Raw genomic sequence first — 22,853 nt, 5'->3', positions numbered from 1 at the left:
CGGCCAAGGGGAGCGCACACGTGCTGGATCAGCCTATTGCACAGATCAGGAAACTGCGTGTCGAATTTCAGACCAAGGACGGCCCTGTTGTCGGCGTCGAAGATGTTTCGTTTGAGGTGAAACCGGGTGAAACGGTTTGTATCGTTGGCGAATCCGGGTCAGGCAAGTCGGTCTCGTCTCTGTCTCTGATGCGGCTTGTGGAATTCGGCGGTGGCGAGATTGCGGGTGGTGAACTGCTCTTTGATCGCCGTGACGGCGGCGAGGCGAATCTGGCCGATATGGATCAGGATCTGATGAAGCAGATTCGCGGCAACGAGATCGGAATGATCTTTCAGGAGCCGATGACGGCGCTGAATCCGGTCTTTACCGTGGGCCGCCAATTGACCGAAGGTCTGCGCATCCACAGGGACATGTCCAAGACCGATGCCGAGGCGCGCGCGCTGGAATTGCTGCGGCAGGTTCGTATTCCCGAACCCGAGCGGCGGCTGCGGCAGTATCCGCACGAGCTGTCGGGCGGGATGCGTCAGCGGGTGGTGATCGCCATGGCGATGGCCTGTGAGCCGCGCCTGCTGATCGCGGATGAGCCGACCACGGCGCTGGACGTGACCATTCAGGCCGAGATTCTGGCTCTGATGGACCGGCTCAAGCGCGAGACCGGCACGGCGGTGATGTTCATCACCCATGATATGGCCGTCGTGGCGCAGATGGCCGACCGCGTGGTGGTCATGTTCCGCGGCAACAAGGTCGAAGAGGGCACGGTCAACGAGATTTTCGAGAACCCGCAGCACGACTACACCAAATCCCTGCTGGCGGCAGTGCCGAAGCTGGGCGAAATGCGCGGCAAGGCGGCACCCGAGCCGATGAAGCTGCTGGGGGTCGAAGGCCAGAATATCGACCCGATCCCAGGCACCGAAGAGGTGCTGCTGACGGTCAAGAACCTGACCACAAGGTTCCCGGTCAAAGGCGGGCTGCTGCGGCGCACCATCTCGAACGTGCACGCGGTCGAGGATGTGTCGTTTACGCTGAACAAGGGCCAGACGCTCAGCCTCGTGGGCGAATCCGGCTGCGGCAAGTCGACGGCGGGCCGCTCGATCCTGCGGCTGGTCGAGCCGATGGCGGGTGAGGTCAATCTGGACGGCGTCGATATCATGAAGCTGGACCAGAAAGGCCTGCGGCAGGCCCGTCTGGACATGCAGATGATCTTTCAGGACCCGTTCGCCTCGCTCAATCCGCAGATGCAGCTGGTCGATCAGGTGGCCGAGCCGATGCGGAACTATGGCGTTGCCTCGGGATCGGAGTTGCAGGATCGGGTGGCGAACCTGTTCGACCGGGTACACTTGCCGCGCAGCTTCATGCGCCGCTTTCCGCATGAGATGTCGGGTGGCCAGCGCCAACGGATTGCCATCGCGCGGGCTCTGGCGCTGAACCCCAAGCTGATCATCGCGGATGAAGCGGTCTCGGCGCTGGACGTGTCGGTGCAGGCGCAGGTGCTGAACCTGATGATGGAGTTGCAGGCCGAGCTGGGGCTCAGCTATCTCTTCATCAGTCACGACATGGCCGTGGTCGAGCGCGTCAGCCATCATGTGGGTGTCATGTATCTGGGCCGCATCGTCGAGCTTGGCCCCCGTGCGCGCGTCTTCGAGAACCCACAGCATGCCTATACGCAGGCGCTGATGAAAGCGGTGCCGATCGCCGACCCGAACAAGAGGAAATCGGAAAAAGACTTGAATTTCAAACCGATCCCGTCGCCAATTCATCCTCTGGATTACAAGCCGGAACCGTCGGAATACCGCGAGGTCGAGCCGGGGCACTACATCCTGACCACTGACAGCGGGTATTGATCCGATGTCCCAGCGCCTGACGCCTCTGGAGATCATGACCAAGCTGATCTCCTTTCCCACCGTGAGCCGCGACACCAACCTGCCGCTGATCGACTGGGTCGAGGATTATATGGTCAGCCACGGCATCACCGCGCATCGCTGGCCCGACCCGGATCAACCGCACAAGGCTGCGCTGTTTGCCCATGTCGGGCCTGTGGAAAAGGGTGCGATTGTCCTTTCCGGGCACACCGATGTGGTGCCGGTCGATGGCCAACCCTGGGACAGCGATCCGTTCACCGTGACCGAGCGCGACGGCAAGTATTTCGGGCGCGGCACCTGCGACATGAAAGGCTTCGACGCGCTGGCGATATGGGCTCTGGTCGAGGCACAGCACCGCGGGATCAAGCGCCCGCTGCAACTGGCGCTGAGTTTCGACGAAGAGGTGGGCTGCACCGGTGCCCCGCCGATGATTGTTGCGATGCAAGACGTCTTGCCCAAGGGTTCGGCGGTTGTCGTTGGCGAGCCATCGATGATGCAGGCGGTCACCGGGCACAAGGGTGGGTTCGGCTTTGACACTCATGTGGTGGGGTATGAGGTTCACAGCTCGATCATGCACACGGGCGTCAATGCCGTCATGTCCGCCGCGCCGCTGATCGACTGGGCCAACCAGAGAAACGCGCGCAACATGGCGGCCCAGCCGATGGGCGTCGCGGCCATGTTCGATCCGCCCTGGACCACCTGCCATGTGGGCATGATCGAAGGTGGCACCGCGCATAATATCACCGCCAAGGATTGCCGTTTCATGATGGATTTCCGCACCGTGCCCGGTGAGGTGCCCGAGATCTGGCGTGAGGCCTATCTGGATCAGGTGCGCGAGGTCGAGGCTCAGATGCAGGCGGTGCATCCCGAGGCCCGCATCGACGTGACCGAGAAATTCGCCGTCCCCGCCTTACAGCCCGAGAATGGCGGCGAGGCAGAGACGCTGGTGCGTACCCTGACCGGCGACAACGCCACGCATGTGGTCAGCTACGGCACCGAGGCCGGGCAGTTCCAGGAAGCAGGCTACTCCGCCGTCATCTGCGGCCCCGGCGACATCGCACAGGCGCATCAGCCAAACGAGTTCATCACGGTGGAGCAATTCAACGCGGGCCATGAGTTCATGGAACGATTGCTGGACCGATTAGTGGAGTGAGGCATGTCAGCGGCGCGGTCAGAAAGAATACACTCCTATTTCGAAGCCCTGACCGCCGGTGACATCCCCGCTATTCTGCAGCTCTTCGCGCCGGATGCCGACGTTCATTCTCCGTTTCTGGGGATCATGAAGGCACCTGAGTTTTTCGCCAAACTCGATGCAGCTTCGGCATCAAGCAAGCTTACGGTCCTGGATGTTCTGTTCGGTGAAGGCGGTCGAACCGCAGCGGCTCGTTTTCAATACGAATGGGTTTTGAACAGCGGCGAGCAGATCGTATTTGAAGGCGTGGATCATTTCACCTTTGGGCCCGGCGACAGGTTTGTGGCCATGCGGATCTACTACGACACCCATCCGGTGCGCGAAGATGTTGGTGACAAATACGCCGGAAGTTCAAGGTAAACGAGGAGGGAGGACCGGATATGCCGATCAAGAACCGACTGGCCGATATGCATGACGAGATTACCGGCTGGCGCCGCCATCTGCATGCCCATCCGGAACTGCTGTATGACGTGCATGAAACCGCGGCCTTCGTGGTCGAGCGGCTGAAATCCTTTGGCGTCGATGACATCACCACCGGCATCGGCAAGACCGGTGTGGTGGCAGTGATCAAGGGCAAGAGCGGCAGTAAGGGCCGCGTGATCGGCCTGCGCGCCGATATGGACGCGCTTCCGATCGAAGAGGCGACGGGGCTCGATTATGCCTCGAGCGTGCCCGGAAAGATGCACGCCTGCGGCCATGACGGCCACACCTCGATGTTGCTGGGTGCTGCGAAGTACCTCGCCGAGACGCGCAATTTCGACGGCACCGCCGTGCTGATCTTTCAGCCCGCCGAAGAAGGCGGCGCTGGAGGCCTTGCCATGTGTCAGGACGGGCTGATGGAGCGCTGGGGTATTCAGGAGGTTTATGGCATGCACAACATGCCCGGCATGGCGGTGGGCGAGTTTGCCATCCGACCCGGCGCGCTGCTGGCCTCGTCCGACGAGTTCGAGATCGTCGTGACTGGCAAGGGCGGCCATGCGGCGGCGCCTCATGACGCGGTGGACACCACGCTGGTCGCCTCGCAGATCGTGGTGTCCCTGCAATCGGTGGTGGCGCGCACGGTCGATCCGGTCAAGCGGGTGGTGCTGACGGTGGGCACGTTCGAAACCGACAGCGTGGCCTCGAACGTGATCGCCCATACCGCGCGCCTTCTTGGCACGGTGCGCACGCTGGACCCGGAATACCGCGCCATCGCTGAGGAACGGGTGCGCCGGATCGCCGAAGACACCGCCTCTGCCTTCGGGGCCAGGGCCGAGGTGACCTGGACCCCTGGCTATCCGGTCACGGTCAATTCCGAGACCGAGACGCGCCACGCCGCCGAAGCGGCCGAAGCGGTTGCCGGCAAGGTAAATTCGAACACCGACCCGATCATGCCGTCAGAAGATTTCGCCTACATGCTGGAAGAACGGCCCGGCGCCTATATCTTCATCGGGAACGGGGACACGGCCATGTGCCATCACCCCGCCTACAACTTTGATGACGGTGCCATTCCCGCCGGGTGCAGCTGGTTTGCGGAATTGGTGGAACGGCGCATGCCGGTGGCGTGACAGGGAGAGACAGATATGCCGATCAAGAACCGCCTTGCGGAGATGCGTGGCGAGATCACCGCCTGGCGGCGCGACATTCACGAGCACCCCGAGATCCTCTATGACACCCACCGTACCAGCGCGCTGGTGGCGGAAAAGCTGGCTGCTTTCGGCTGTGACGAGGTGGTGACCGGCATTGGCCGAACCGGTGTGGTCGGCGTGATCCGTGGCAAGACGGATACACAAGGCAGGGTGATCGGCCTGCGTGCCGACATGGATGCCCTGCCGATGCAGGAGCAGACGGGGCTGGACCACGCCTCGAAGACGCCGGGCGCGATGCATGCCTGCGGTCACGACGGCCACACGGCAATGGTGCTGGGGGCTGCGAAATACCTGGCTGAGACGCGGAATTTTGACGGCACGGCGGTGGTGATCTTTCAGCCCGCCGAAGAGGGCGGCAATGGCGCCGGGGCGATGTGCAAGGACGGGCTGATGGACCGGTTCGGCATTCAGGAGGTCTATGCCATGCACAACATGCCGGGGCTGCCCACCGGACAGTTCGCCATCCGCTCTGGCCCATTGCTGGCCGCAGCGGACGAGTTCGACATACACCTCGAAGGCCGCGGCGGTCACGCCGCCAAACCGCAGGAGACGATAGATACCACCGTGATGCTGTCTCAGGTCATCGTCGCGCTGCAAACCATCGTGTCGCGCAATGCCGATCCTATTCTGCAGGCGGTGCTGTCGGTGACGTCGGTTGAAACCTCCTCGAACGCGTTCAACGTGATCCCGCAATCGGCCCGTCTGCGCGGCACGGTGCGGACCCATTCGAACGAGATGCGCGAGTTGATCGAGCAACGTCTTGGTGAGGTAGTGCAGGGCATCGCCGCCACGTTCGGCGGCAATGCCGAAGTCACCTATTCGCGCGGCGTGCCGGTGACGATCAACGCCGCCGAGCCGACTGCACATGCCACCGAGGCCGCGATTGCGGTAGGTGGCAGCTGCGACGAGGCGCCGATGGTGATGGGGGGCGAGGATTTCTCATTCATGCTCGAGGAACGCCCGGGCGCCTTCATCATGTTGGGCAATGGCCACAGCGCCGGGCTGCACCACCCCGAATACGATTTCAACGACGAGATCATCCCGCTGGGATGCTCGTGGTTTGCCGAAATGGTCGAGCGCCGGATGCCGGCGGCTTGAGAATTCCAAGGAGAGACAAGATATGCCAGTCAAGAATCGTTTTGCCGAGTTGCAGGGTGAAATCACCGCATGGCGACAAGACATTCACGAGAACCCGGAAATCCTGTTCGAAACCCATCGCACAAGCGCGTTGGTGGCCGAGAAGCTGAAGGAGTTTAGCTGTGACGAGGTGGTCACCGGCATTGGCCGCACCGGTGTGGTCGGCGTGATCAAGGGCAAGTCCGACAGCAAGGGCAAGGTCATCGGTCTGCGCGCCGATATGGATGCGCTGCCGATCCTTGAGGCGACCGGGCTGGATTATGCCTCGAAAACGCCGGGCGCGATGCATGCCTGCGGTCATGACGGCCACACGGCGATGCTGCTGGGCGCGGCGAAATACCTGTCCGAGACCCGCAATTTCGACGGCACCGTGGTGGTGATCTTCCAGCCCGCCGAAGAGGGTGGCGGCGGTGGCCGCGAGATGTGTGAAGACGGCATGATGGAGCGCTGGAACATTCAAGAGGTTTACGGGATGCACAACTGGCCGGGCAGGCCGGTTGGCTCGTTCGCCATCCGTCCCGGTGCGTTCTTTGCCGCCACCGATCAATTCGACATCACGCTGGAGGGGCGTGGCGGGCACGCGGCCAAGCCGCAGGAAACCGTCGATACCACGGTGATGGCGGCGCAGACGGTGCTGGCGCTGCAGACGATTGCGTCGCGCAATGCCGATCCGATCGATCAGGTGGTGGTCTCGGTCACCTCGTTCGAGACCTCGTCCAAGGCGTTCAACGTGATCCCGCAGACGGTGCAGATTAAAGGCACCGTGCGCACGATGAGCAAGGAGATGCGCGATCTGGCCGAAAAGCGGATTGGCGAGATCTGCAACGGCATCGCGGCGACCTTCGGCGGTACGGCGGACATCACCTATATCCGGGGCTATCCGGTGATGGTGAACAGCGACGAGCAGACCGAGTTCGCCGCTGTTGTGGCGCGGGCCGTCTCGGGCGAGTGCGAAGAGGCGCCGCTGGTCATGGGGGGCGAGGATTTCGCGTTCATGCTCGAGGAGCGCCCGGGGGCCTACATTCTGGTCGGCAATGGCGACACCGCGATGGTGCATCACCCGGAATACAACTTCAACGACGAGGCGATTCCGGCCGGGTGCAGCTGGTGGGCCGAGATTGTCGAACAGCGGATGCCTGCGGCGTGATGGAGAGGTCGGGTGCGAGGGGCCAGCCCCTCGCGCTCCCCGGAGTACTTGTAAAAAGATGAAGGTGTGGGGTCATTTGAGGGACAACTGATCGCAGAGCGTGTCGATGACGGTGTCGAGGGCGGCTTGTTGCTGGGTGACGCAGCTGCTGGCGGCGGTGCGAGCTGCGGAGAAGGATGCCTCGTCCTGCAGCCAATGGGAGACGGCGTTCGTTAGATCTTCGGCGGTTTTGACCTCGACGGCGCCGCCGTTTGCGATGAGCGGGGCGAAGGTTTCGGCGAAATTGTAGGTGCCGGGGCCGGTGATCACTGCCGCGCCCGCCTGCGCCGGTTCGAACGGGTTGTGGCCGCCGATCTGCAGCAGGGAACCGCCGAGGAAGACCAGCGGGCAGAGCGCGTACCAGGTGCCGGTCTCGCCCAGCGTATCGGCGAGATAGATCTGGGTATTTTCGGTGACGGGCTCGTTTTCCGTGCGCCTTGCGCAGGTGAGGCCTGCCTTTGCGATCAGCCCGGTGACCGCGTCGCCGCGTTCGGGATGGCGCGGGATCAGCAGCAGCAGCAGGTCCGGGTGGTGTTCCAGCAATTCGGCATGGGCGGTCAGGACCACCTCTTCTTCACCGTAGTGGGTGGAACTGGCGACCCAGACCGGGCGGGTGCCGATCTCGCTGCGGATTTTTGCGAGTGTGGTTTCATCCACGGGCAAGGGGCCTGCCATGGCCTTGAGGTTGGTGCCGGGGCGCACCAGCTTGGGGTCGGCACCCATGGCCACGAGATTGTCTGCGGTCTTGTCGTTTTGGGTAAGAAACAGGCTGAAGCGGCTCAGGATGAAACGGGCGGTATTAGGGCGTTTCTTCCAGCCCGCAACCGATGTGTCCGAGAGCCGGGCGTTCAGCAGGGCCAGCGGGATGCCAGCGGCATCAGCCTCGACGATGAGCTGGGGCCATAACTCGCTTTCCACAAAGATGCCCGCGTCGGGGCGCCAGTGGCTGAGAAAGCGGCGGACCGGCCCTACGGCGTCGAGCGGCGGGTACTGGTGGCGGGTGCGCGGCGGAAGGCGTTTTGCGATCAGCGCTGCTGAGGTGGGCGTGCCGGAGGTGATCAGGAACTCCGCGCCCGGCAGCCGTTCGCCAAGCAGGGTGATCAGGCGCAGGACCGAGAGGCTTTCGCCGACGCTGGCGGCGTGAAACCAGATCAGCTGGCCCGGCGGGCGGGGCAGGCTGGCATGGCCGAGGCGCTCCTGCTGGCGTTCGACTGGTACTCCGGCACGGCTCAGCTTGCGCCGCACGGTGGTCCAGGCAAACGGGGCGAGTACCGCCGTTGCGCCGCGATAAACGGAGTAGAGCAGCGTCGGGCGGCTGCCGTCAGCGGACATATCAGCCGCCTGTATGGCTCATGTGACGCGACATCTGACCGTCCGCCCGTTGCCGGGAGTAGTCGAAATCGTGCCCCTTGGGCTTGTGGCTGATGGCGGCGCGGATGGCGGCCTGCAGCGGCTCGGTGCTGTCCGGGTGATCGCGCAAGGGTTTGCGCAGATCGGCCATGTCTTCCTGCCCGAGGCACATATAGAGCTCACCGGTGCAGGTCAGGCGCACCCGGTTGCAGCTTTCGCAGAAATTGTGGGACAGCGGCGTGATGAAGCCGATCTTCTGCCCGGTCTCCTCCAGCCGCACATAGCGGGCCGGTCCGCCGGTGCGCTCGGCCAGATCGGTTACCTGATAATGGTTCTCGTATTCGGCCCGCACGTCCTTGAGCGACCAGTATTGATCCAGCCGGTCCTCGTTGCCAATATCGCCCATCGGCATGACCTCGATCCAGGTCAGGTCCATGCCCCGCTCGGCGCACCATTCGGTGATGGAGGGCAACTCATCCTCGTTGAAGCCCTTGAGCGCGACCGCGTTGATCTTGATCCTCAGCCCCGCCTTCTGCGCCGCGTCGATGCCGCCCAGCACCTGTTTTAGGCGGCCCCAACGGGTCACATCGCTGAATTTCTTCTCATCCAGCGTGTCAAGCGAGACATTCACCCGCCGCACGCCCGCCGCATAAAGCTGATCGGCAAAGCGGTGGAGCTGTGATCCATTGGTGGTCAGCGTCAGCTCTTTCAGCGCGCCGCTGTCCAGATGCCGGGTCATCGATTGGAAAAAGGTCATGATATCCCGCCGCACCAAAGGTTCGCCGCCGGTGATGCGCAGCTTTTCCACCCCCATGCCGATGAAGGTCGAACACATGCGGTCCAATTCTTCCAGTGTCAGAAGGTCTTTCTTGGGCAGAAAGGTCATGTTTTCCGACATGCAATAGACGCAGCGGAAATCGCACCGGTCCGTGACCGAGACACGGAGATAGGTGATGGCGCGGGCGAAGGGATCGATCAGTGGGGCAGTCATGCGCCATAGGTAAAGCGGGCGGATGCCTGCGGCAAGGGCCAACCGCAATTTGGCTGGCACATTGGCAACGGCACAGCTAGGCTCCGTTGCATGAGATATGTTGCTTTGGTTTCTTTGGTTCTGATGACCGGTTGCGACAGCATCCGCGCGACCTCTGATCGTTTGTTTGGCGGTGCGGGCGCGCAGCCCGAACCGGTTGTGGCCGAAGCGCCGGTTGATGCTGTCGAAGTGGATGATGCCGGGGGCATTGAGCAAGTCGCAGCAGGCCCCGGATGGACCGGGGCACGCCAGACCATCGCCGGGCTTGGCGACCCCACCAAGCCGGGCCGCTGGATGGAGACGCCGCTGGTTCAGGTTGAGCGTAATGGCCGGGTGGTGTCGCGGAAAACTGGCGCGCAGGCTTATGTGACGCTGATCCCGGTCCCGGGTGATCCGGGCGCCGGCAGCAGGCTGTCGCTGGATGCGATGCGGGCGCTGTTGGAGCCGATCGACCAACTGGTCGAGTTGGACGTCTACGCCAACTGAACCTTCAGGTATTTGCCTGCTTCCTTGCGGGCAAAGGCCTTCATCTGATCCCCATGTTCCTTCAGAAAGGCGTGAACCCGCAGGGCGTCGTGTTTTGACAGATCCCGCAGCCACCAGGCGATGGCCTTTTGGATGAACCAGTCGCGGTCAGGCACATAGCCCGCCGCCCAGCCCAGGATGCGGTCGCGGCGGTCCAGATCCTCGGGCTTGGGGTGGTTCTGTTTGGTCCAGGGCAGGGTGGCCACCAGCGCCGCGCGGCGGGTCCACATGTGATCCGACTGGGTCCAGAGTTCGACCTGATCCAGCCGCGCGGGATCGGCCATTAGCCGCTTCTGGATTGCTGAACACGCGTGATCGGCCACCGCCCAGCCGTCGAAATCGGGCACCCAGCCTTGCAGCAAATCCCAAACGGCGTCATCGGGGCGGATGCGCGCCTGCGTCAGCAGTTTGGAGGCGGCGACACGGGCTTCGTGAATGTTGGTCTGCCAGAGTGCGTCGGCCAGCGTCACCCGATCCTCCACCGACAGCTCCCGCCGCCACGCCTTGGTCAGGTCGTTCAGGACCGGTACCGGCACACCCAGATAGGAGCGCTCGGCCTTGTGATAGGCGGCGACCTGCGTTGCGCGTTCAGGGTCGGCGTGAGCTTTAATTTGGTCAAAATAGGCGGTGAGCATCGTGCCGCCTCAGACAGGGACGCCGGTGGGTTTGCCGTCGATGGTGGTCTGGTTCTTTTCGACCCAATAGGCGCGGATATCGGCGTCGGACTTGTTGTCCACCCATTTCTGCATGGTGTCGCGGTCCGCGCGGTAGTCCATGAACGGCACCGCATAGCCGCAGGATGTCTGAACCATTTCCAGTTCCACGTCGAAAATCTGCCGCGCGCTGCGATGGGGCGGGAAGTGCTGTGCGAGCTTTTCCCAGTCGGCGTCACCCGCCTGCACGGTGCGGGCGGTGCCATAGGCGCGCAGGATCATCGGGCGCGTTGTGAATGAGCACCACATCAGCGTCATGCGATTGACCTCAAGGAGGTGCCCGGCGGTTTCGTTGCCGCTGCCGGTCAGGTTCATCCACAAGATCCGGCTCGGCCCCATCACCCGCAGCGAGTCCATGCCCTTGGGCGAGATATTCACCCGCCCGTCGGTCCCGGCTGTCCCGACAAAGAACATGTGCTGCTCTTCGATGAACTTGCGATGGGCGTCATCGAGGGCAGGAAACTGCTTGGCCATGGTTCACTCCACCGTCACGGATTTCGCCAGATTGCGCGGCTGATCCACATCCGTCCCTTTGGCCACCGCCGTGTGATAGGCCAGCAGCTGCGCCGGAACCGCGTAGAGGACCGGGGTGAGGCTGGGGTGGATATGCGGCATACGGATGGTGGACCAGACGCCATCCTCGGCCTCGGCGATGCCTTCGTCATCCGAGATGAGGATGACCTTGCCCTTGCGCGCCATCACCTCCTGCATGTTTGACACGGTCTTGTCGAACAGCGCATCGCGGGGCGCCATCACCACGACCGGCATGTGCTTGTCGATCAGCGCGATGGGCCCATGCTTCAGTTCGCCCGACGCATAACCTTCGGCGTGGATATAGCTGATTTCCTTGAGTTTCAGCGCCCCTTCCAGCGCCAGCGGATACATCAAGCCGCGGCCCAGGAACAGCACATCCCGCGCCTCGCTCAGCCGTTGTGAGGCCTTGCGGATCGGGCGATTCTGATCGAGGGCGGCGTTCAGCACGGAGGGCAGCCCACGCAGAGCGGCGGCGTGATCTGACAGTTCCTCATCGCTCAGCGTGCCGCGGTCGGCAGCAGCCTTGAGCGCCAGCATCAGCAGCACGCTCAGCTGGCAGGTGAACGCCTTGGTCGAGGCCACGCCGATCTCAACCCCCGCATGAATGGGCAGCGCAATGTCGCTCTCCCGCGCAATCGAGCTTTCCGGCACGTTGACCACCGAGACGATCTTGTCCGCCTTGCCCTCGCAATAACGCAGGGCTGCCAGCGTGTCGGCGGTCTCGCCCGACTGGCTGACGAACAGCGCCAGCGTGCGGTCGGTGACGGGCGGTTCGCGGTAGCGGAACTCGCTGGCGATATCGACCTCAACCGGCAGTTTCGCCAGTTGCTCAAACCAGTATTTGGCGGTGAGACAGGCGTAAAAGGCGGTGCCGCAGGCGACCATGGTCAGCCGGTCGATCTTGGTGAAATCCAGCCCTTCTCCGGGCAGGCGCACCCGGTCGCTGCCGGTGGGCAGGTAGGAGCGTACCGCTTCGGCCACCACCACCGGCTGCTCGGCGATTTCCTTGGACATGTAGTGCTTGTGCTCGCCCTTGTCGGTGCGCGCCTGATCCAGCTTGATCTTGCGCATTTCGCGATTGGCAAGCTCACCCTGCTCGGTGCGGATCTCAAGCGAGGTTCGGGTGACCACGGCACGGTCGCCCTCTTCCAGATAGGTGATCCTGTTCGTCAGTGGCGCCAGCGCGATGGCGTCCGAGCCCACATACATCTCGCCATCCCCATGCCCGATGGCCAAAGGCGAGCCCTTGCGGGCAGCAACGATCAGATCCTCCTGCCCGTCGAACAGGAAGGCCAGCGCAAAGGCGCCGTCGAGCCGGTCGATGGTCTTGAACGCGGCCTCAACCGGCGCGAGGCCGGATTGCAGGTAATGCTCGGTCAGCAGGGCGACGGTCTCGGTGTCGGTCTCGGTCTGGAACGCGATGCCGTTCTCGGCCAGTTCCGTCCGCAGCTCACGGTAGTTTTCGACGATGCCGTTATGGACCACGGCCACCGGTCCGGCGCGGTGGGGGTGCGCATTGGTCACCGAGGGCGCGCCATGGGTCGCCCAGCGGGTATGGCCGATCCCGGCCTTGCCCGGCAGCGGGTCATGCACAAGCAGGTCACTGAGATTGACCAGCTTGCCCACCGCACGGCGGCGGCCCAATGCGCCGTCATTCACGGTCGCGATCCCGGCGCTGTCATAGCCGCGATATTCCAGCCGCTTCAGCGCCTCGACAAGAATGGGGGCCGCTTCGTGGCTCCCCAGAACTCCAACAATTCCACACATAAATTCAGGCCCCTTTATTCTGGCGAGCCTTTTTCGCCTTCAACATATCAAACAATTTGCGCGCATAACCCGGTTTGTTTTCCTGCCTGGCGCGCGCCACGGCCAGGGCATCGGGGTCCACATTCTTGGTGACGACCGTGCCGGTGGCGGTCATGGCGCCGTCGCCCAGCGTGACCGGCGCCACCAGCATCGTGTTCGAGCCGATGAACACTTTCTCACCGATCTCGGTACGGTGTTTCATCACGCCATCATAGTTGCAGGTGATGGTGCCCGCGCCGATATTTGTCGCCGCTCCGACCGAGGCATCGCCCACATAGCTCAGGTGATTGACCTTGGCACCTTCGCCGATCTCGGCGTTCTTGATCTCAACAAAATTGCCGATCTTGGCGTTCTCGGCCAGTTCCGCACCGGGGCGGAGGCGGGCATAGGGGCCGACCACGGCGCCTTGGCTGACATGGCAGCCTTCGAGATGGGAAAAGGCGCGGATCGTGGCGCCGCTTTCGACGGTGACGCCAGGGCCGAAGACCACGTTGGGTTCGATCACCGTGTCGCGGCCAATCACGGTGTCGGCGGCCAGATAGACGGTCTCGGGCGCCATCAGGGTCACGCCCAAATCCAGCAGCTCGACTCGTGCGCGGGTCTGAAACACCGCATCCGCGGCTGCCAGATCGGCGCGGGAGTTGACGCCCAGCGTCTGCTCCTCGTCACAGGCCACGGCGGTGACCTTGAGGCCGCGACTGCGAGCGATCTCGACGATATCCGTCAGGTAGTATTCGCCCGCAGCATTTCCGTTGCCGACCTCGGAGATCAGAGAGAACAGCGTTTTTGAATCGCAAGCCATAAGGCCTGAGTTACAGAAGGTTATGGCGCGTTCCTCATCTGATGCGTCCTTGAACTCGACGATCCGCTCCAGCGTGTCGCCCTGCATCACCAGGCGGCCATAGCGCGCGGGGTCCGCCGCTTCGAACCCGAGGATTACCAGATCATGGGTCGCCCGCGCCGCCACCATACGTTCCAGCGTATCGGGTTGTAGAAACGGGGTGTCGCCATAGAGAACCACCACATCGCCGCTGAACCCGGTCAGCGCCTCGCGCGCCTGATCCACGGCATGGGCGGTGCCGAGCTGTTCCTCCTGCAGCACGACCTGCGCGGTCTCATCCTCAACCGCGACCGCCTTGCGCACGTCATCGGCGCCGTGCCCCGCGACCACCACGGTACGCTCGGGCGACAAAACGGCGCCCGCGCGCATGGCATGCACCAGCATCGGAGCGTGGGCGATGGGATGGAGAACCTTTGGTAAATCCGACTTCATCCTGGTGCCTTTTCCAGCGGCGAGGATGACAAGGGCAGTGGTCATGAAAATGATTTCTCTTTTGTTTTGCTGCGGTCCGTTTTATCCGCTGAGGGCAAAGGCGCAAGCGGTTGAGCGATCAAACAAGGTTGCCGTTTGCAACAAGGCGTGGCGGAAACCCGCCGAACATGAGGGCAGGATGCGCACAGTAATCTTCGATCTGGACGGCACGCTGGCGGACACGTCGGGCGACCTTTTGGCCGCGGCCAATCACTGTTTTCGGGACATGGGGCATGGCGATGTGCTGGTGCATGGGGATGACGCCGCCGTGGCCCTGCGGGGTGGGCGAATGATGCTGACCCATGGGCTGAAACGGGTGGATGCCTATGAGGCGGCGACCGTCGATCAGTATTATCCGGTGCTGCTCGACGCCTATGCGCAGGCCATCGACCATCACACAGAGTTCTATCCCGGCGCGCTGGAAGCGGTCGAGACGCTGAAGGCCGCCGGTTATGGCGTCGGCATCTGCACCAACAAGCCCGAAAGGCTCGCCGATTTGCTGCTGACACGGCTCGGCGTGCGCGGCGCCTTTGCCTCGCTGATCGGTGCGGACACGTTGCCAGTGCGAAAGCCCGACCCCGAGCCACTGCGGGAGGCGGCACGGCGGGCCGGAGGCGATCCGGCACTCTGCGTGCTGATCGGGGATTCCGATACTGACCGAAACACGGCACGTGCGGCGGGGGTGCCCTCGGTGCTGGTGACCTTCGGGCCCTCGGGCGCCGATATGGCCGCGTTGCAGCCCGAGGCGCTATTGGATCATTTCGACGACCTGCCCGGGCTGGTGCCGGGGCTCATCGGTCAGGCCGCGTGAGGCGGGCGATTTCTGCATCGCGCCCCTTGACCACCTGCACAGCGCGCCGCACAAACGGCGCATGACTGAGATATTTTCTGGCAGCTTCACCCAGCAGGAACCCATTCCGGACGAGGCGATCGAGGCGGCGGTCTCGGTCCTGCGCCATGGCCGGTTGCACCGCTACAATGTGGCGCCCGGAGAGCTGGGCGAAACTGCGTTGCTGGAACAGGAATTCGCTGCGTGGATGGGGGTGAAATACTGCCTCGCCGTTGCCTCGGGTGGCTATGCGCTGGCCACGGCGTTGCGCGCGGTGGGCGTGGTGCCGGGCGATCCGGTTCTGACCAATGCGTTTACGCTGGCGCCGGTGCCGGGCTCGATTGCGTCCGTGGGGGCGCAGCCGATTTTTGTCGGTGTGACTGAGGGCCTGACAATCGATCTGGACGATCTCGCGGCCAAGGCGGATCAGGCGAAGGTGCTGATGCTCAGCCACATGCGCGGGCATCTGTGTGACATGGACCGGCTGATGCAGATCTGCGATACGGCGGGCATCACGGTGATCGAGGATTGCGCCCACACGATGGGGGCCGCGTGGAACGGCGTCGCCTCGGGGCGGCAAGGGGCCATCGGCTGCTATTCCTGCCAGACCTACAAGCATGTGAATTCCGGCGAGGGCGGGCTTCTCATCACCGATGATGAGAAGCTGGCGGCAAAGGCGGTGATGCTGTCGGGGTCGTATATGCTCTACGAACGCCATCTTGCGGCGCCGTCGCCGGAGGTGTTCGAGCGGATCAAGTATCACACCCCCAATGTCTCGGGCCGGATGGACAATCTGCGCGCGGCGATCCTGCGGCCTCAGCTTTGCGATCTGGACGCGCAGGTGACGCGCTGGAACGAACGTTACCGGGTGCTGGAGGAGGGCCTGCGCGGCACGCCGGGCTTGACTGTTGTCGAACGGCCCGAAGCCGAGACCTATGTGGGCTCGTCGATCCAGTTCCTGCTGCTCGACTGGGCAACGGAGCGAGTGAACGAGGTGATCCGGCGCTGTGGTGCGCGGGGGGTTGAGTTGAAATGGTTCGGCGGCGCCGAGCCCACCGGTTTCACCTCGCGCTATGACAGCTGGCGTTACGTGGAAAGCAAGCGAATGCCTGCAAGCGATCGCGTTCTGGCCGGGATCATCGACATGCGGGTGCCGCTGACCTTCAGCCTTGCCGATTGCCAGCTGATCGCTCGCATCATCCGGGCCGAGGTCGGCGCGGTCTATCAATCATAACCAGATTGAGTGCGCCTGCAGCGCACGCTCGAGTCTTTGGATTGGCGCCCTTCCCCAGCGGAGCGGCGCCATTTTCCGTTGGCGTGTGCGGAAACGCCGGGTCGTGTGAAAGGCTTGGCGTTGACCGGTGGCGGATTCGCTGTTATCCCGGTTATTGAACAAGTGTTCATTAACGTGAGAGGAGGCCGCGATGTTCACCGCAACCATGCAATTCGACCTTGGCGAGGATGTGAACGCCCTGCGTGAGGTGGTGCATCGCTGGGCACAGGAGCGGGTCAAGCCCATGGCCGCCGAGATCGACCGGACCAACGCATTCCCGAACGATCTGTGGAAGGAGATGGGCGAGCTTGGCCTTCTGGGCATCACCGTTCCCGAGGAATATGGCGGCGCGGGGATGTCTTATCTTGCCCACACGGTTGCGGTGGAAGAGGTCGCGCGGGCTTCGGCGTCGGTGTCGCTGTCCTATGGTGCACATTCCAACCTCTGCGTGAACCAGATCAAGCTGAACGGCAATGACGAGCAGAAGAAGAAGTATCTGCCGCGCCTTATTTCGGGTGAGCATGTGGGCGCGCTGGCGATGTCCGAGCCGGGGGCCGGGTCGGATGTGGTGTCGATGAAGCTGCGGGCCGAGAAGCGGAATGATCATTACCGGCTGAACGGCAACAAGTACTGGATTACCAACGGGCCGGACGCGGACACTCTGGTGGTTTACGCCAAGACCGATCCGGAGGCCCGGTCGAAGGGGATCACCGCATTTCTGATCGAGAAGGAGATGAAAGGTTTCTCAACCTCGCCCCATTTCGACAAGCTGGGGATGCGCGGGTCGAACACGGCTGAGTTGATCTTCGAAGACGTCGAGGTGCCCTTCGAGAACGTGCTGGGCGAAGAAGGCAAGGGCGTGGCAGTGCTGATGTCGGGCCTCGACTATGAGCGTGTGGTGCTGGCCGGGATCGGCACCGGTATCATGGCGGCCTGTCTGGATGAGGTCATGCCCTATCTGGCCGAGCGCAAGCAGTTCGGAAAGCCGATCGGGACCTTCCAACTGATGCAGGGCAAGATCGCGGATATGTACACGGCGATGAACTCGGCCCGAGCCTATGTCTACGAGGTCGCCAAGGCCTGCGATCGGGGCGATGTGACCCGCCAGGACGCGGCGGCCTGCTGTCTCTATGCCTCGGAGCAGGGGATGGCGCAGGCGCATCAGGCGGTGCAGGCGATGGGTGGGGCCGGTTTCCTGTCCGATGCCGCCGTGAGCCGCATTTTCCGCGACGCCAAGCTGATGGAGATCGGCGCGGGCACCTCGGAAATCCGCCGGATGCTGATCGGGCGCGAGATGATGGGCACCATGGGAGTCTGACCATGCGCGCGGCGCTTGCATTGGCTCTGGTGGCTTCCGTTGCGTGGCCCGCTTTGGCGGCTGATCCGGAGTTGGACAGGAAGCGCGCGCAGTTTGAGCGGGACATCGCCGCGATCCGCGACTGCATGCAGACAGACGCATTCACCAAGGCCGGTTCGGCCTGTTCAGAGATCACGGTCCAGGACTGCCGGGACAGGCTGATCGAACCTTACTCGCGCCTGGATATGGAGCAGTGCCTGGTGGCGGAGATGCGCATCTGGGACCAGCTTTACAGCGAGACCGTGTCCGGGGTTGTCGACGCGGCTATTGCCTTTGATGCGGACTCAATCCGGTTTGAGAGTGCAGCCGACGACAGGCTGGAGTTGTTTCTGCGAACCGAAGCCGCATGGCTGACCTATGCGCAAGAGCAGTGTTTTCTGGAAAGCGCCCATCGGGGTGCCGGAACGGCTGCCAGCAGCACGCAATACGTATGCAGAATCCGCCTGCGGGCCGAGCGGGTTTCGGATTTGCGCAATCTGGGGTTGGTGAAATGACGGCCCGCGCGCCAGATGGCAAGCGGGCCGTTCGCCGGCGGCGCGGGGCCGCCGGTACCGAGGGATCAGAAGCTGTGGACGTAGGAAATGCCCACCAGAATGGGGTCGATATCGGCGGTGCCGATGGGCGCGCCGTTCAGGGTAACGTCGCTTTCGATGTCGAACCAGCGCACGTTCAGGCGCAGTGCGCCCCTGTCGGTGATCTGATAGTCCAAGCCGGCCTGCACCGAGATGCCAAAGGAATCGTCCGCCTCAAGGTTTCCGAGCGGCGATTGCTCGTCGAAGAAGGTGGTGTAGTTCAGTCCCAGCCCGACATAAGGCTTCCACGCGCTTTGGGTGGCGAAGTGGTAGTTGACCGACAGGGTGGGCGGCAGGTGCTTGACCGAACCGGCATTGCCGAGACCCGCCAGCGTGACGTCATGTTCGAACGGCGTCGCGGCCAGCAGTTCGATCCCGATATTGTCGCGGATGAAATACTCCATAGTGAAGATCGGGCGGGTGTCGTCGTCGATGGACGCAGCCGCGCCCGCCAGCGTGCCGTTGTCGGATTTCGGATCCAGGTAACCAAACCCGACGCCAACCGTCCAGTCGCCCTGCGATTGCGCCGCGACAGGGGCGGCAAGGGCGGTCAGGGCCGTGGTCAGAACCAGAGCGGCGGCTGTGCGTTTCATGGGAACTCCTATTCTCATACTGCATTAATTGGTGCCGGTCCCGTTCTGGACACCGGACCGGACTGCGGCTCTGATCTGGATCAAGTGCCGAGTGGCCAGAAGCCGTACTTGCGGCCGAGGCGGTTGGGGAAACTTTGGCAAGGCTTTGAAAGTAAAAAACATTTTTGTGAGTGCGCGAGGGGCTATCCATGAGGCGCATACCGGGTCTGCATCAAGCGGGAGGCTGGGACATCCCCGAACGCCTCAACATGGCACAGCAATGCCTGCGGGGCGGGGATGGCCAAACGGCGATCATCGACCTGACCGGTCCGGAGCGGGTGGATGTCTCCTACACGCAGCTTCGCCAGATGGTCGACCGCTTGTCACGCCGCCTGCTGCGCGAGGTTGCGCCGGGTGACCGGGTTGGCGTGCTGCTCAGCCAGTCCCCCTGGTGCGCCGCCGCGCATCTAGCGATCTGGAAGACCGGCACGATCTCGGTGCCGCTATTCAAGCTGTTCAAAAGGGACGCGCTGCACTCCCGTGTGGGCGATGCCGGGGCGCGGATCGTTCTGACCGACGCCGAGGGGGCGCAGGTGCTGGGCGATCTGGCCACCCCGCTGATGGTTGATGAAATCGGCGAGGAGGGCGGGCCGGTGCATTTCGCGGATACCGGCCCCGAGGACCCGGCGGTGCTGATCTATACCTCCGGCACCACCGGCAGCCCCAAGGGCGCGCTGCATGGCCACCGGGTGCTGACGGGTCATCTGCCCGGCGTGTCGATCAGCCACAATCACCTGCGCGAGGGCGATTGCCTGTGGACCCCGGCCGACTGGGCCTGGATCGGCGGGCTGTTCGACGTGCTGATGCCGGGTCTGGCGCTGGGCATCCCGGTGGTCGCGTCCCGGCTTGACAAGTTCGACCCGCAGGCCTGCGCCGACGTGATCGCACGCGGCGGAGTGCGCAACGTGTTCTTCCCGCCCACGGCGCTCAGGATGCTCAAGGCGGCGGATAAGGCGATTCCGGGGCTGCGCTCGGTCGCTTCGGGCGGCGAGCCGCTGGGCGCCGAGATGCTGGCTTGGGGCGAACAGGCGTTCGGCCTGACGATCAACGAGTTCTACGGCCAGACCGAGTGCAACATGGTGGTGTCCTCCTGTGCCGAGGACTTCCCGGTGCGCCCGGGCTGCATCGGCAAGCCGGTGCCGGGGCACGAGGTGGCGGTGATCGACGAGGACGGCACCCCGACGACGGATGAGGGCGACGTGGCCATCCGCCGGGGTTCGGCCTCGATGCTGCTGGAATATTGGGATCGGCTTGATGCGACTGCCGAGAAATTCCGTGGAGACTGGCTGATCACCGGTGACCGGGGTGTATGGGAAGGCGATTATCTGCGCTTCGTGGGCCGCGAGGACGACGTGATCACCTCATCCGGCTACCGCATCGGTCCGGCGGAGATTGAGGATTGCCTGCTGACCCATCCGGCGGTCGCGACAGTTGGAGTGGTTGGTAAACCCGATCCTTTGCGGACCGAGATCGTGAAGGCTTATGTCGTGCTGAAACCGAGGGCTGAAGCCTCGGTGGAGGAGTTGCAGGGCTGGGTCAAGGACCGTCTGGCGCAGTATTCCTACCCGCGCGAGATCGCGTTTTTGGAGGAACTACCGATGACGATGACGGGGAAGGTTATTCGGAAGGAACTAAAACGTTTGGCGGCGGAGGAGACTGCTGAATGAAGTACTTTCTGGTTGCCATTTCGTTTTCTATGTCCTTCGTCTGCAAAGCTAATGCGGAAACCGATCCATTGCCAATCGACGTTATTGATTGGTTCGACGGCTGCGCCCAACTTACGCAGATAGGCAATGGGATGGTCATGGACATCAACTGCGCAGATCTGGCCGTCCAATACTGTGTGGCCGGTCGCACTAAAGATAAACAACTACAGTGCCTTACTGATTTTGGCGATCATGTGGTTTCGGTTTCTCTCGCGATCAAAGACAGAATACCTCAAAGAATTGAAGGATCGACTTGGACCGCGCGTAACTATGAACGTAAATACCGGCAGTTAGTCGAAGACGTGTTTGATGTCTGTGACGCATCGCCCATTGACGAAATCCCAATAGAAACGTGGTGCGACATTTATCTGAAAACTGGTGATTGGGTACAATGGCGTTATTTGCAGCGACTTGCCTTGGAGGTTAAGGAATGAAACTCACATCCAAAGCCATGCCCGCCTCTGAAGGTTTCAAGGCAAACCGCGCCGCGCATCTCGACGCGCTGGCTCAGATCTCTGCCGCTGCCGAGGACGCACGCATGGGAGGCGGCGAGAAATCCCGCGCGCGGCATGAATCCCGCGGCAAGATGCTGCCGCGCAGGCGGGTGGCGAACCTGCTGGACCCGGGCTCCCCCTTTCTCGAAATCGGCGCGACAGCGGCGCATGACATGTATGACAGAGCCGCGCCCTGCGCCGGTGTCGTCGCGGGCATTGGCCGGGTCGCGGGGCAGGAGGTCATGGTGGTCTGCAACGACGCCACCGTGAAGGGCGGCACCTACTATCCGATGACGGTCAAGAAACACCTGCGCGCGCAGGAGATTGCCGAGGAAAACCATCTGCCCTGCATCTACCTCGTGGACTCGGGTGGCGCGAACCTGCCCAATCAGGACGAGGTCTTTCCCGACCGCGACCACTTTGGCCGCATCTTCTACAATCAGGCGCGGATGAGCGCCAAGGGCATCCCGCAGGTCGCGGTCGTCATGGGCTCGTGCACTGCCGGTGGCGCCTATGTTCCGGCCATGTCCGACGTCACGATCATCGTCAAGGAACAGGGCACCATCTTCCTCGCCGGTCCGCCGCTGGTGAAGGCAGCGACGGGCGAGGTGGTCAGCGCCGAAGACCTCGGCGGCGGCGACGTCCACACGCGTCTATCCGGCGTGGCCGACTACCTGGCCGAGGATGACGCCCATGCGCTGGCACTGGCGCGGCGGGCGGTTGGGTCTTTCGGGGGTGCCGGGCTGAAGCCCGGCCTACGGTTGGAGGCGCCGGAGGACCCGGCGTATGATCCCGAGGAAATTCTGGGGGTCGTTCCCGCCGACCTGCGCACGCCTTACGACATCCGCGAGGTGATCGCACGGCTGGTTGACGGCTCGCGCTTTGACGAGTTCAAACCGCGGTTTGGCGAGACGCTTGTGACCGGTTTTGCTCATCTCAAGGGCTGCCCCATCGGCATCATCGCCAACAATGGTGTGCTGTTCTCGGAATCCGCCCAGAAGGGGGCGCATTTCGTGGAGCTGTGCTCGCAGCGGAAAACCCCGCTGGTGTTCTTGCAGAACATCACCGGCTTTATGGTCGGCCGCAAATATGAAAACGAAGGCATCGCCCGGCACGGCGCCAAGATGGTGACTGCCGTGGCTACCACGAATGTGCCCAAAATTACCATGCTGGTCGGCGGCTCGTTCGGGGCGGGCAATTACGGCATGGCGGGCCGCGCCTATCAGCCGCGTTTCCTGTGGACCTGGCCCAACTCGCGCATCTCGGTCATGGGGGGCGAGCAGGCGGCCGGGGTTCTCGCCACCGTCAAACGCGACGGGATCGAACGTACGGGCGGCACCTGGTCTGCCGAGGAGGAGGCCGAATTCAAACGCCCCACGCTGGAGATGTTCGAACACCAGTCCCACCCGCTTTACGCCTCGGCGCGGCTCTGGGATGACGGCATCATCGACCCGCGCAAGAGCCGTGACGTGCTGGCGCTTTCCCTGAGTGCGGCGCTGAACGCGCCGATCGAGGAGACACGTTTTGGCGTGTTCCGGATGTAAGGGGCTCGACATGCTTGCATCGAAACGAAAGGCACCGCACTCTGCCCTGACACAACTCCTGTTTGATCAGGGGTGCCGGGGTTCAACTTTTAACTTAAGCGATTGCGATGAAGACAAGACTGTTCGCCGGGCGTACATCAGGCCGAAATGGCGACGTTCAAGGGCGCCCGGATG

21 protein-coding genes are annotated in these 22,853 nt (G+C 63.0%); 14 read left to right on the top strand and 7 right to left on the bottom strand.

The genetic code is table 11. The annotated features are described in order from the left end of the window. The first annotated feature begins 20 nt into the window (after positions 1–20). The 6 genes from GOX53_RS16885 to GOX53_RS16860 are packed head-to-tail and all read left to right on the top strand — an operon-like array spanning position 21 to position 6,963. Entirely contained in the window at positions 21–1,841 is a 1,821-nt protein-coding gene (locus GOX53_RS16885) for an ABC transporter ATP-binding protein (protein ID WP_171178354.1), read from the top strand. Between the two features lie 4 nt (positions 1,842–1,845). Then, positions 1,846–3,012 (top strand): acetylornithine deacetylase, encoded by a 1,167-nt coding sequence (argE, locus tag GOX53_RS16880; RefSeq protein ID WP_171178351.1) that lies wholly within the window; start codon positions 1,846–1,848, stop codon positions 3,010–3,012. Positions 3,013–3,015: 3 nt separating this feature from the next. Further along, positions 3,016–3,411 (top strand): nuclear transport factor 2 family protein, encoded by a 396-nt coding sequence (locus tag GOX53_RS16875; protein ID WP_171178349.1) that lies wholly within the window; start codon positions 3,016–3,018, stop codon positions 3,409–3,411. 20 nt (positions 3,412–3,431) lie between these two features. Continuing rightward, positions 3,432–4,598, top strand: a complete 1,167-nt coding sequence (locus GOX53_RS16870; RefSeq protein ID WP_171178348.1) for a M20 aminoacylase family protein — start codon at positions 3,432–3,434, stop codon at positions 4,596–4,598. Between the two features lie 15 nt (positions 4,599–4,613). Further along, the gene (locus GOX53_RS16865) at positions 4,614–5,777 is read left to right on the top strand and encodes a M20 aminoacylase family protein (RefSeq protein ID WP_171178346.1); all 1,164 of its coding nucleotides are present in this window, start codon (positions 4,614–4,616) and stop codon (positions 5,775–5,777) included. A gap of 22 nt (positions 5,778–5,799) precedes the next feature. Further along, complete coding sequence (locus GOX53_RS16860; protein ID WP_171178344.1) at positions 5,800–6,963, top strand: M20 aminoacylase family protein; 1,164 nt, start codon at positions 5,800–5,802, stop codon at positions 6,961–6,963. A gap of 72 nt (positions 6,964–7,035) precedes the next feature. Here the strand turns inward: GOX53_RS16860 and GOX53_RS16855 are convergent, their stop codons facing one another. Then, positions 7,036–8,334 (bottom strand): 3-deoxy-D-manno-octulosonic acid transferase, encoded by a 1,299-nt coding sequence (locus GOX53_RS16855; RefSeq protein ID WP_171178342.1) that lies wholly within the window; start codon positions 8,332–8,334, stop codon positions 7,036–7,038. A gap of 1 nt (position 8,335) precedes the next feature. Beyond that, positions 8,336–9,343, bottom strand: coding sequence for a GTP 3',8-cyclase MoaA (gene moaA / locus GOX53_RS16850; protein WP_171178339.1), 1,008 nt, complete (start codon positions 9,341–9,343; stop codon positions 8,336–8,338). Positions 9,344–9,433: 90 nt separating this feature from the next. Between moaA and GOX53_RS16845 the strand changes: the two genes are divergently transcribed. Next, positions 9,434–9,868, top strand: coding sequence for a hypothetical protein (locus tag GOX53_RS16845; RefSeq protein ID WP_171178337.1), 435 nt, complete (start codon positions 9,434–9,436; stop codon positions 9,866–9,868). Here GOX53_RS16845 and GOX53_RS16840 read toward each other — a convergent pair. Genes GOX53_RS16840 through glmU form a run of 4 tightly spaced genes read right to left on the bottom strand, consistent with a single transcriptional unit; the run spans position 9,856 to position 14,278 of the window. Further along, positions 9,856–10,542 (bottom strand): DNA alkylation repair protein, encoded by a 687-nt coding sequence (locus GOX53_RS16840; protein ID WP_171178335.1) that lies wholly within the window; start codon positions 10,540–10,542, stop codon positions 9,856–9,858. The two genes, GOX53_RS16845 and GOX53_RS16840, sit on opposite strands and share 13 nt — an antisense overlap. 9 nt (positions 10,543–10,551) lie before the next feature. Continuing rightward, positions 10,552–11,094 (bottom strand): pyridoxamine 5'-phosphate oxidase family protein, encoded by a 543-nt coding sequence (locus tag GOX53_RS16835; protein ID WP_171178333.1) that lies wholly within the window; start codon positions 11,092–11,094, stop codon positions 10,552–10,554. A 3-nt stretch (positions 11,095–11,097) separates the two neighbouring features. Further along, complete coding sequence (gene glmS, locus GOX53_RS16830; protein WP_171178331.1) at positions 11,098–12,921, bottom strand: glutamine--fructose-6-phosphate transaminase (isomerizing); 1,824 nt, start codon at positions 12,919–12,921, stop codon at positions 11,098–11,100. A gap of 4 nt (positions 12,922–12,925) precedes the next feature. Further along, the gene (gene glmU, locus GOX53_RS16825; RefSeq protein WP_171178329.1) at positions 12,926–14,278 is read right to left on the bottom strand and encodes a bifunctional UDP-N-acetylglucosamine diphosphorylase/glucosamine-1-phosphate N-acetyltransferase GlmU; all 1,353 of its coding nucleotides are present in this window, start codon (positions 14,276–14,278) and stop codon (positions 12,926–12,928) included. Between the two features lie 133 nt (positions 14,279–14,411). Between glmU and GOX53_RS16820 the strand changes: the two genes are divergently transcribed. The 4 genes from GOX53_RS16820 to GOX53_RS16805 all read left to right on the top strand — a co-directional run bounded on the left by GOX53_RS16820 (position 14,412) and on the right by GOX53_RS16805 (position 18,225). After that, positions 14,412–15,083 carry an HAD-IA family hydrolase gene (locus GOX53_RS16820; protein ID WP_171178327.1) on the top strand — a complete coding sequence of 224 codons (672 nt, stop codon included), beginning with the start codon at positions 14,412–14,414 and terminating at the stop codon, positions 15,081–15,083. Positions 15,084–15,144: 61 nt separating this feature from the next. After that, on the top strand, positions 15,145–16,335 hold the full coding sequence (locus GOX53_RS16815; protein ID WP_171178326.1) for a DegT/DnrJ/EryC1/StrS aminotransferase family protein: 1,191 nt from the start codon (positions 15,145–15,147) through the stop codon (positions 16,333–16,335). 190 nt (positions 16,336–16,525) lie between these two features. After that, on the top strand, positions 16,526–17,692 hold the full coding sequence (locus GOX53_RS16810) for an isovaleryl-CoA dehydrogenase (protein WP_171178324.1): 1,167 nt from the start codon (positions 16,526–16,528) through the stop codon (positions 17,690–17,692). Positions 17,693–17,694: 2 nt separating this feature from the next. Continuing rightward, positions 17,695–18,225 carry a lysozyme inhibitor LprI family protein gene (locus tag GOX53_RS16805; protein WP_171178322.1) on the top strand — a complete coding sequence of 177 codons (531 nt, stop codon included), beginning with the start codon at positions 17,695–17,697 and terminating at the stop codon, positions 18,223–18,225. A 65-nt stretch (positions 18,226–18,290) separates the two neighbouring features. Here the strand turns inward: GOX53_RS16805 and GOX53_RS16800 are convergent, their stop codons facing one another. After that, complete coding sequence (locus tag GOX53_RS16800) at positions 18,291–18,896, bottom strand: OmpW family protein (RefSeq protein WP_171178320.1); 606 nt, start codon at positions 18,894–18,896, stop codon at positions 18,291–18,293. Positions 18,897–19,084: 188 nt separating this feature from the next. On the opposite strand from GOX53_RS16800, the gene GOX53_RS16795 reads away from it, so the two are divergent. Genes GOX53_RS16795 through GOX53_RS16785 form a run of 3 tightly spaced genes read left to right on the top strand, consistent with a single transcriptional unit; the run spans position 19,085 to position 22,679 of the window. After that, positions 19,085–20,602: an AMP-binding protein gene (locus tag GOX53_RS16795; RefSeq protein ID WP_171178318.1), complete on the top strand. Its 1,518-nt coding sequence runs from the start codon at positions 19,085–19,087 to the stop codon at positions 20,600–20,602. Continuing rightward, the gene (locus GOX53_RS16790) at positions 20,599–21,075 is read left to right on the top strand and encodes a hypothetical protein (RefSeq protein WP_171178316.1); all 477 of its coding nucleotides are present in this window, start codon (positions 20,599–20,601) and stop codon (positions 21,073–21,075) included. The genes GOX53_RS16795 and GOX53_RS16790 overlap by 4 nt, the downstream gene beginning before the upstream one ends. After that, complete coding sequence (locus tag GOX53_RS16785) at positions 21,072–22,679, top strand: carboxyl transferase domain-containing protein (protein WP_171178314.1); 1,608 nt, start codon at positions 21,072–21,074, stop codon at positions 22,677–22,679. The genes GOX53_RS16790 and GOX53_RS16785 overlap by 4 nt, the downstream gene beginning before the upstream one ends. Positions 22,680–22,853 lie beyond the last annotated feature (174 nt).

Origin of the sequence: Ruegeria sp. HKCCD8929 (genome assembly GCF_013031405.1) — a bacterium.
In the GTDB taxonomy this organism is placed as follows: Bacteria; Pseudomonadota; Alphaproteobacteria; order Rhodobacterales; family Rhodobacteraceae; genus Ruegeria.
This window is presented reverse-complemented; position numbering and strand designations above follow the sequence as displayed.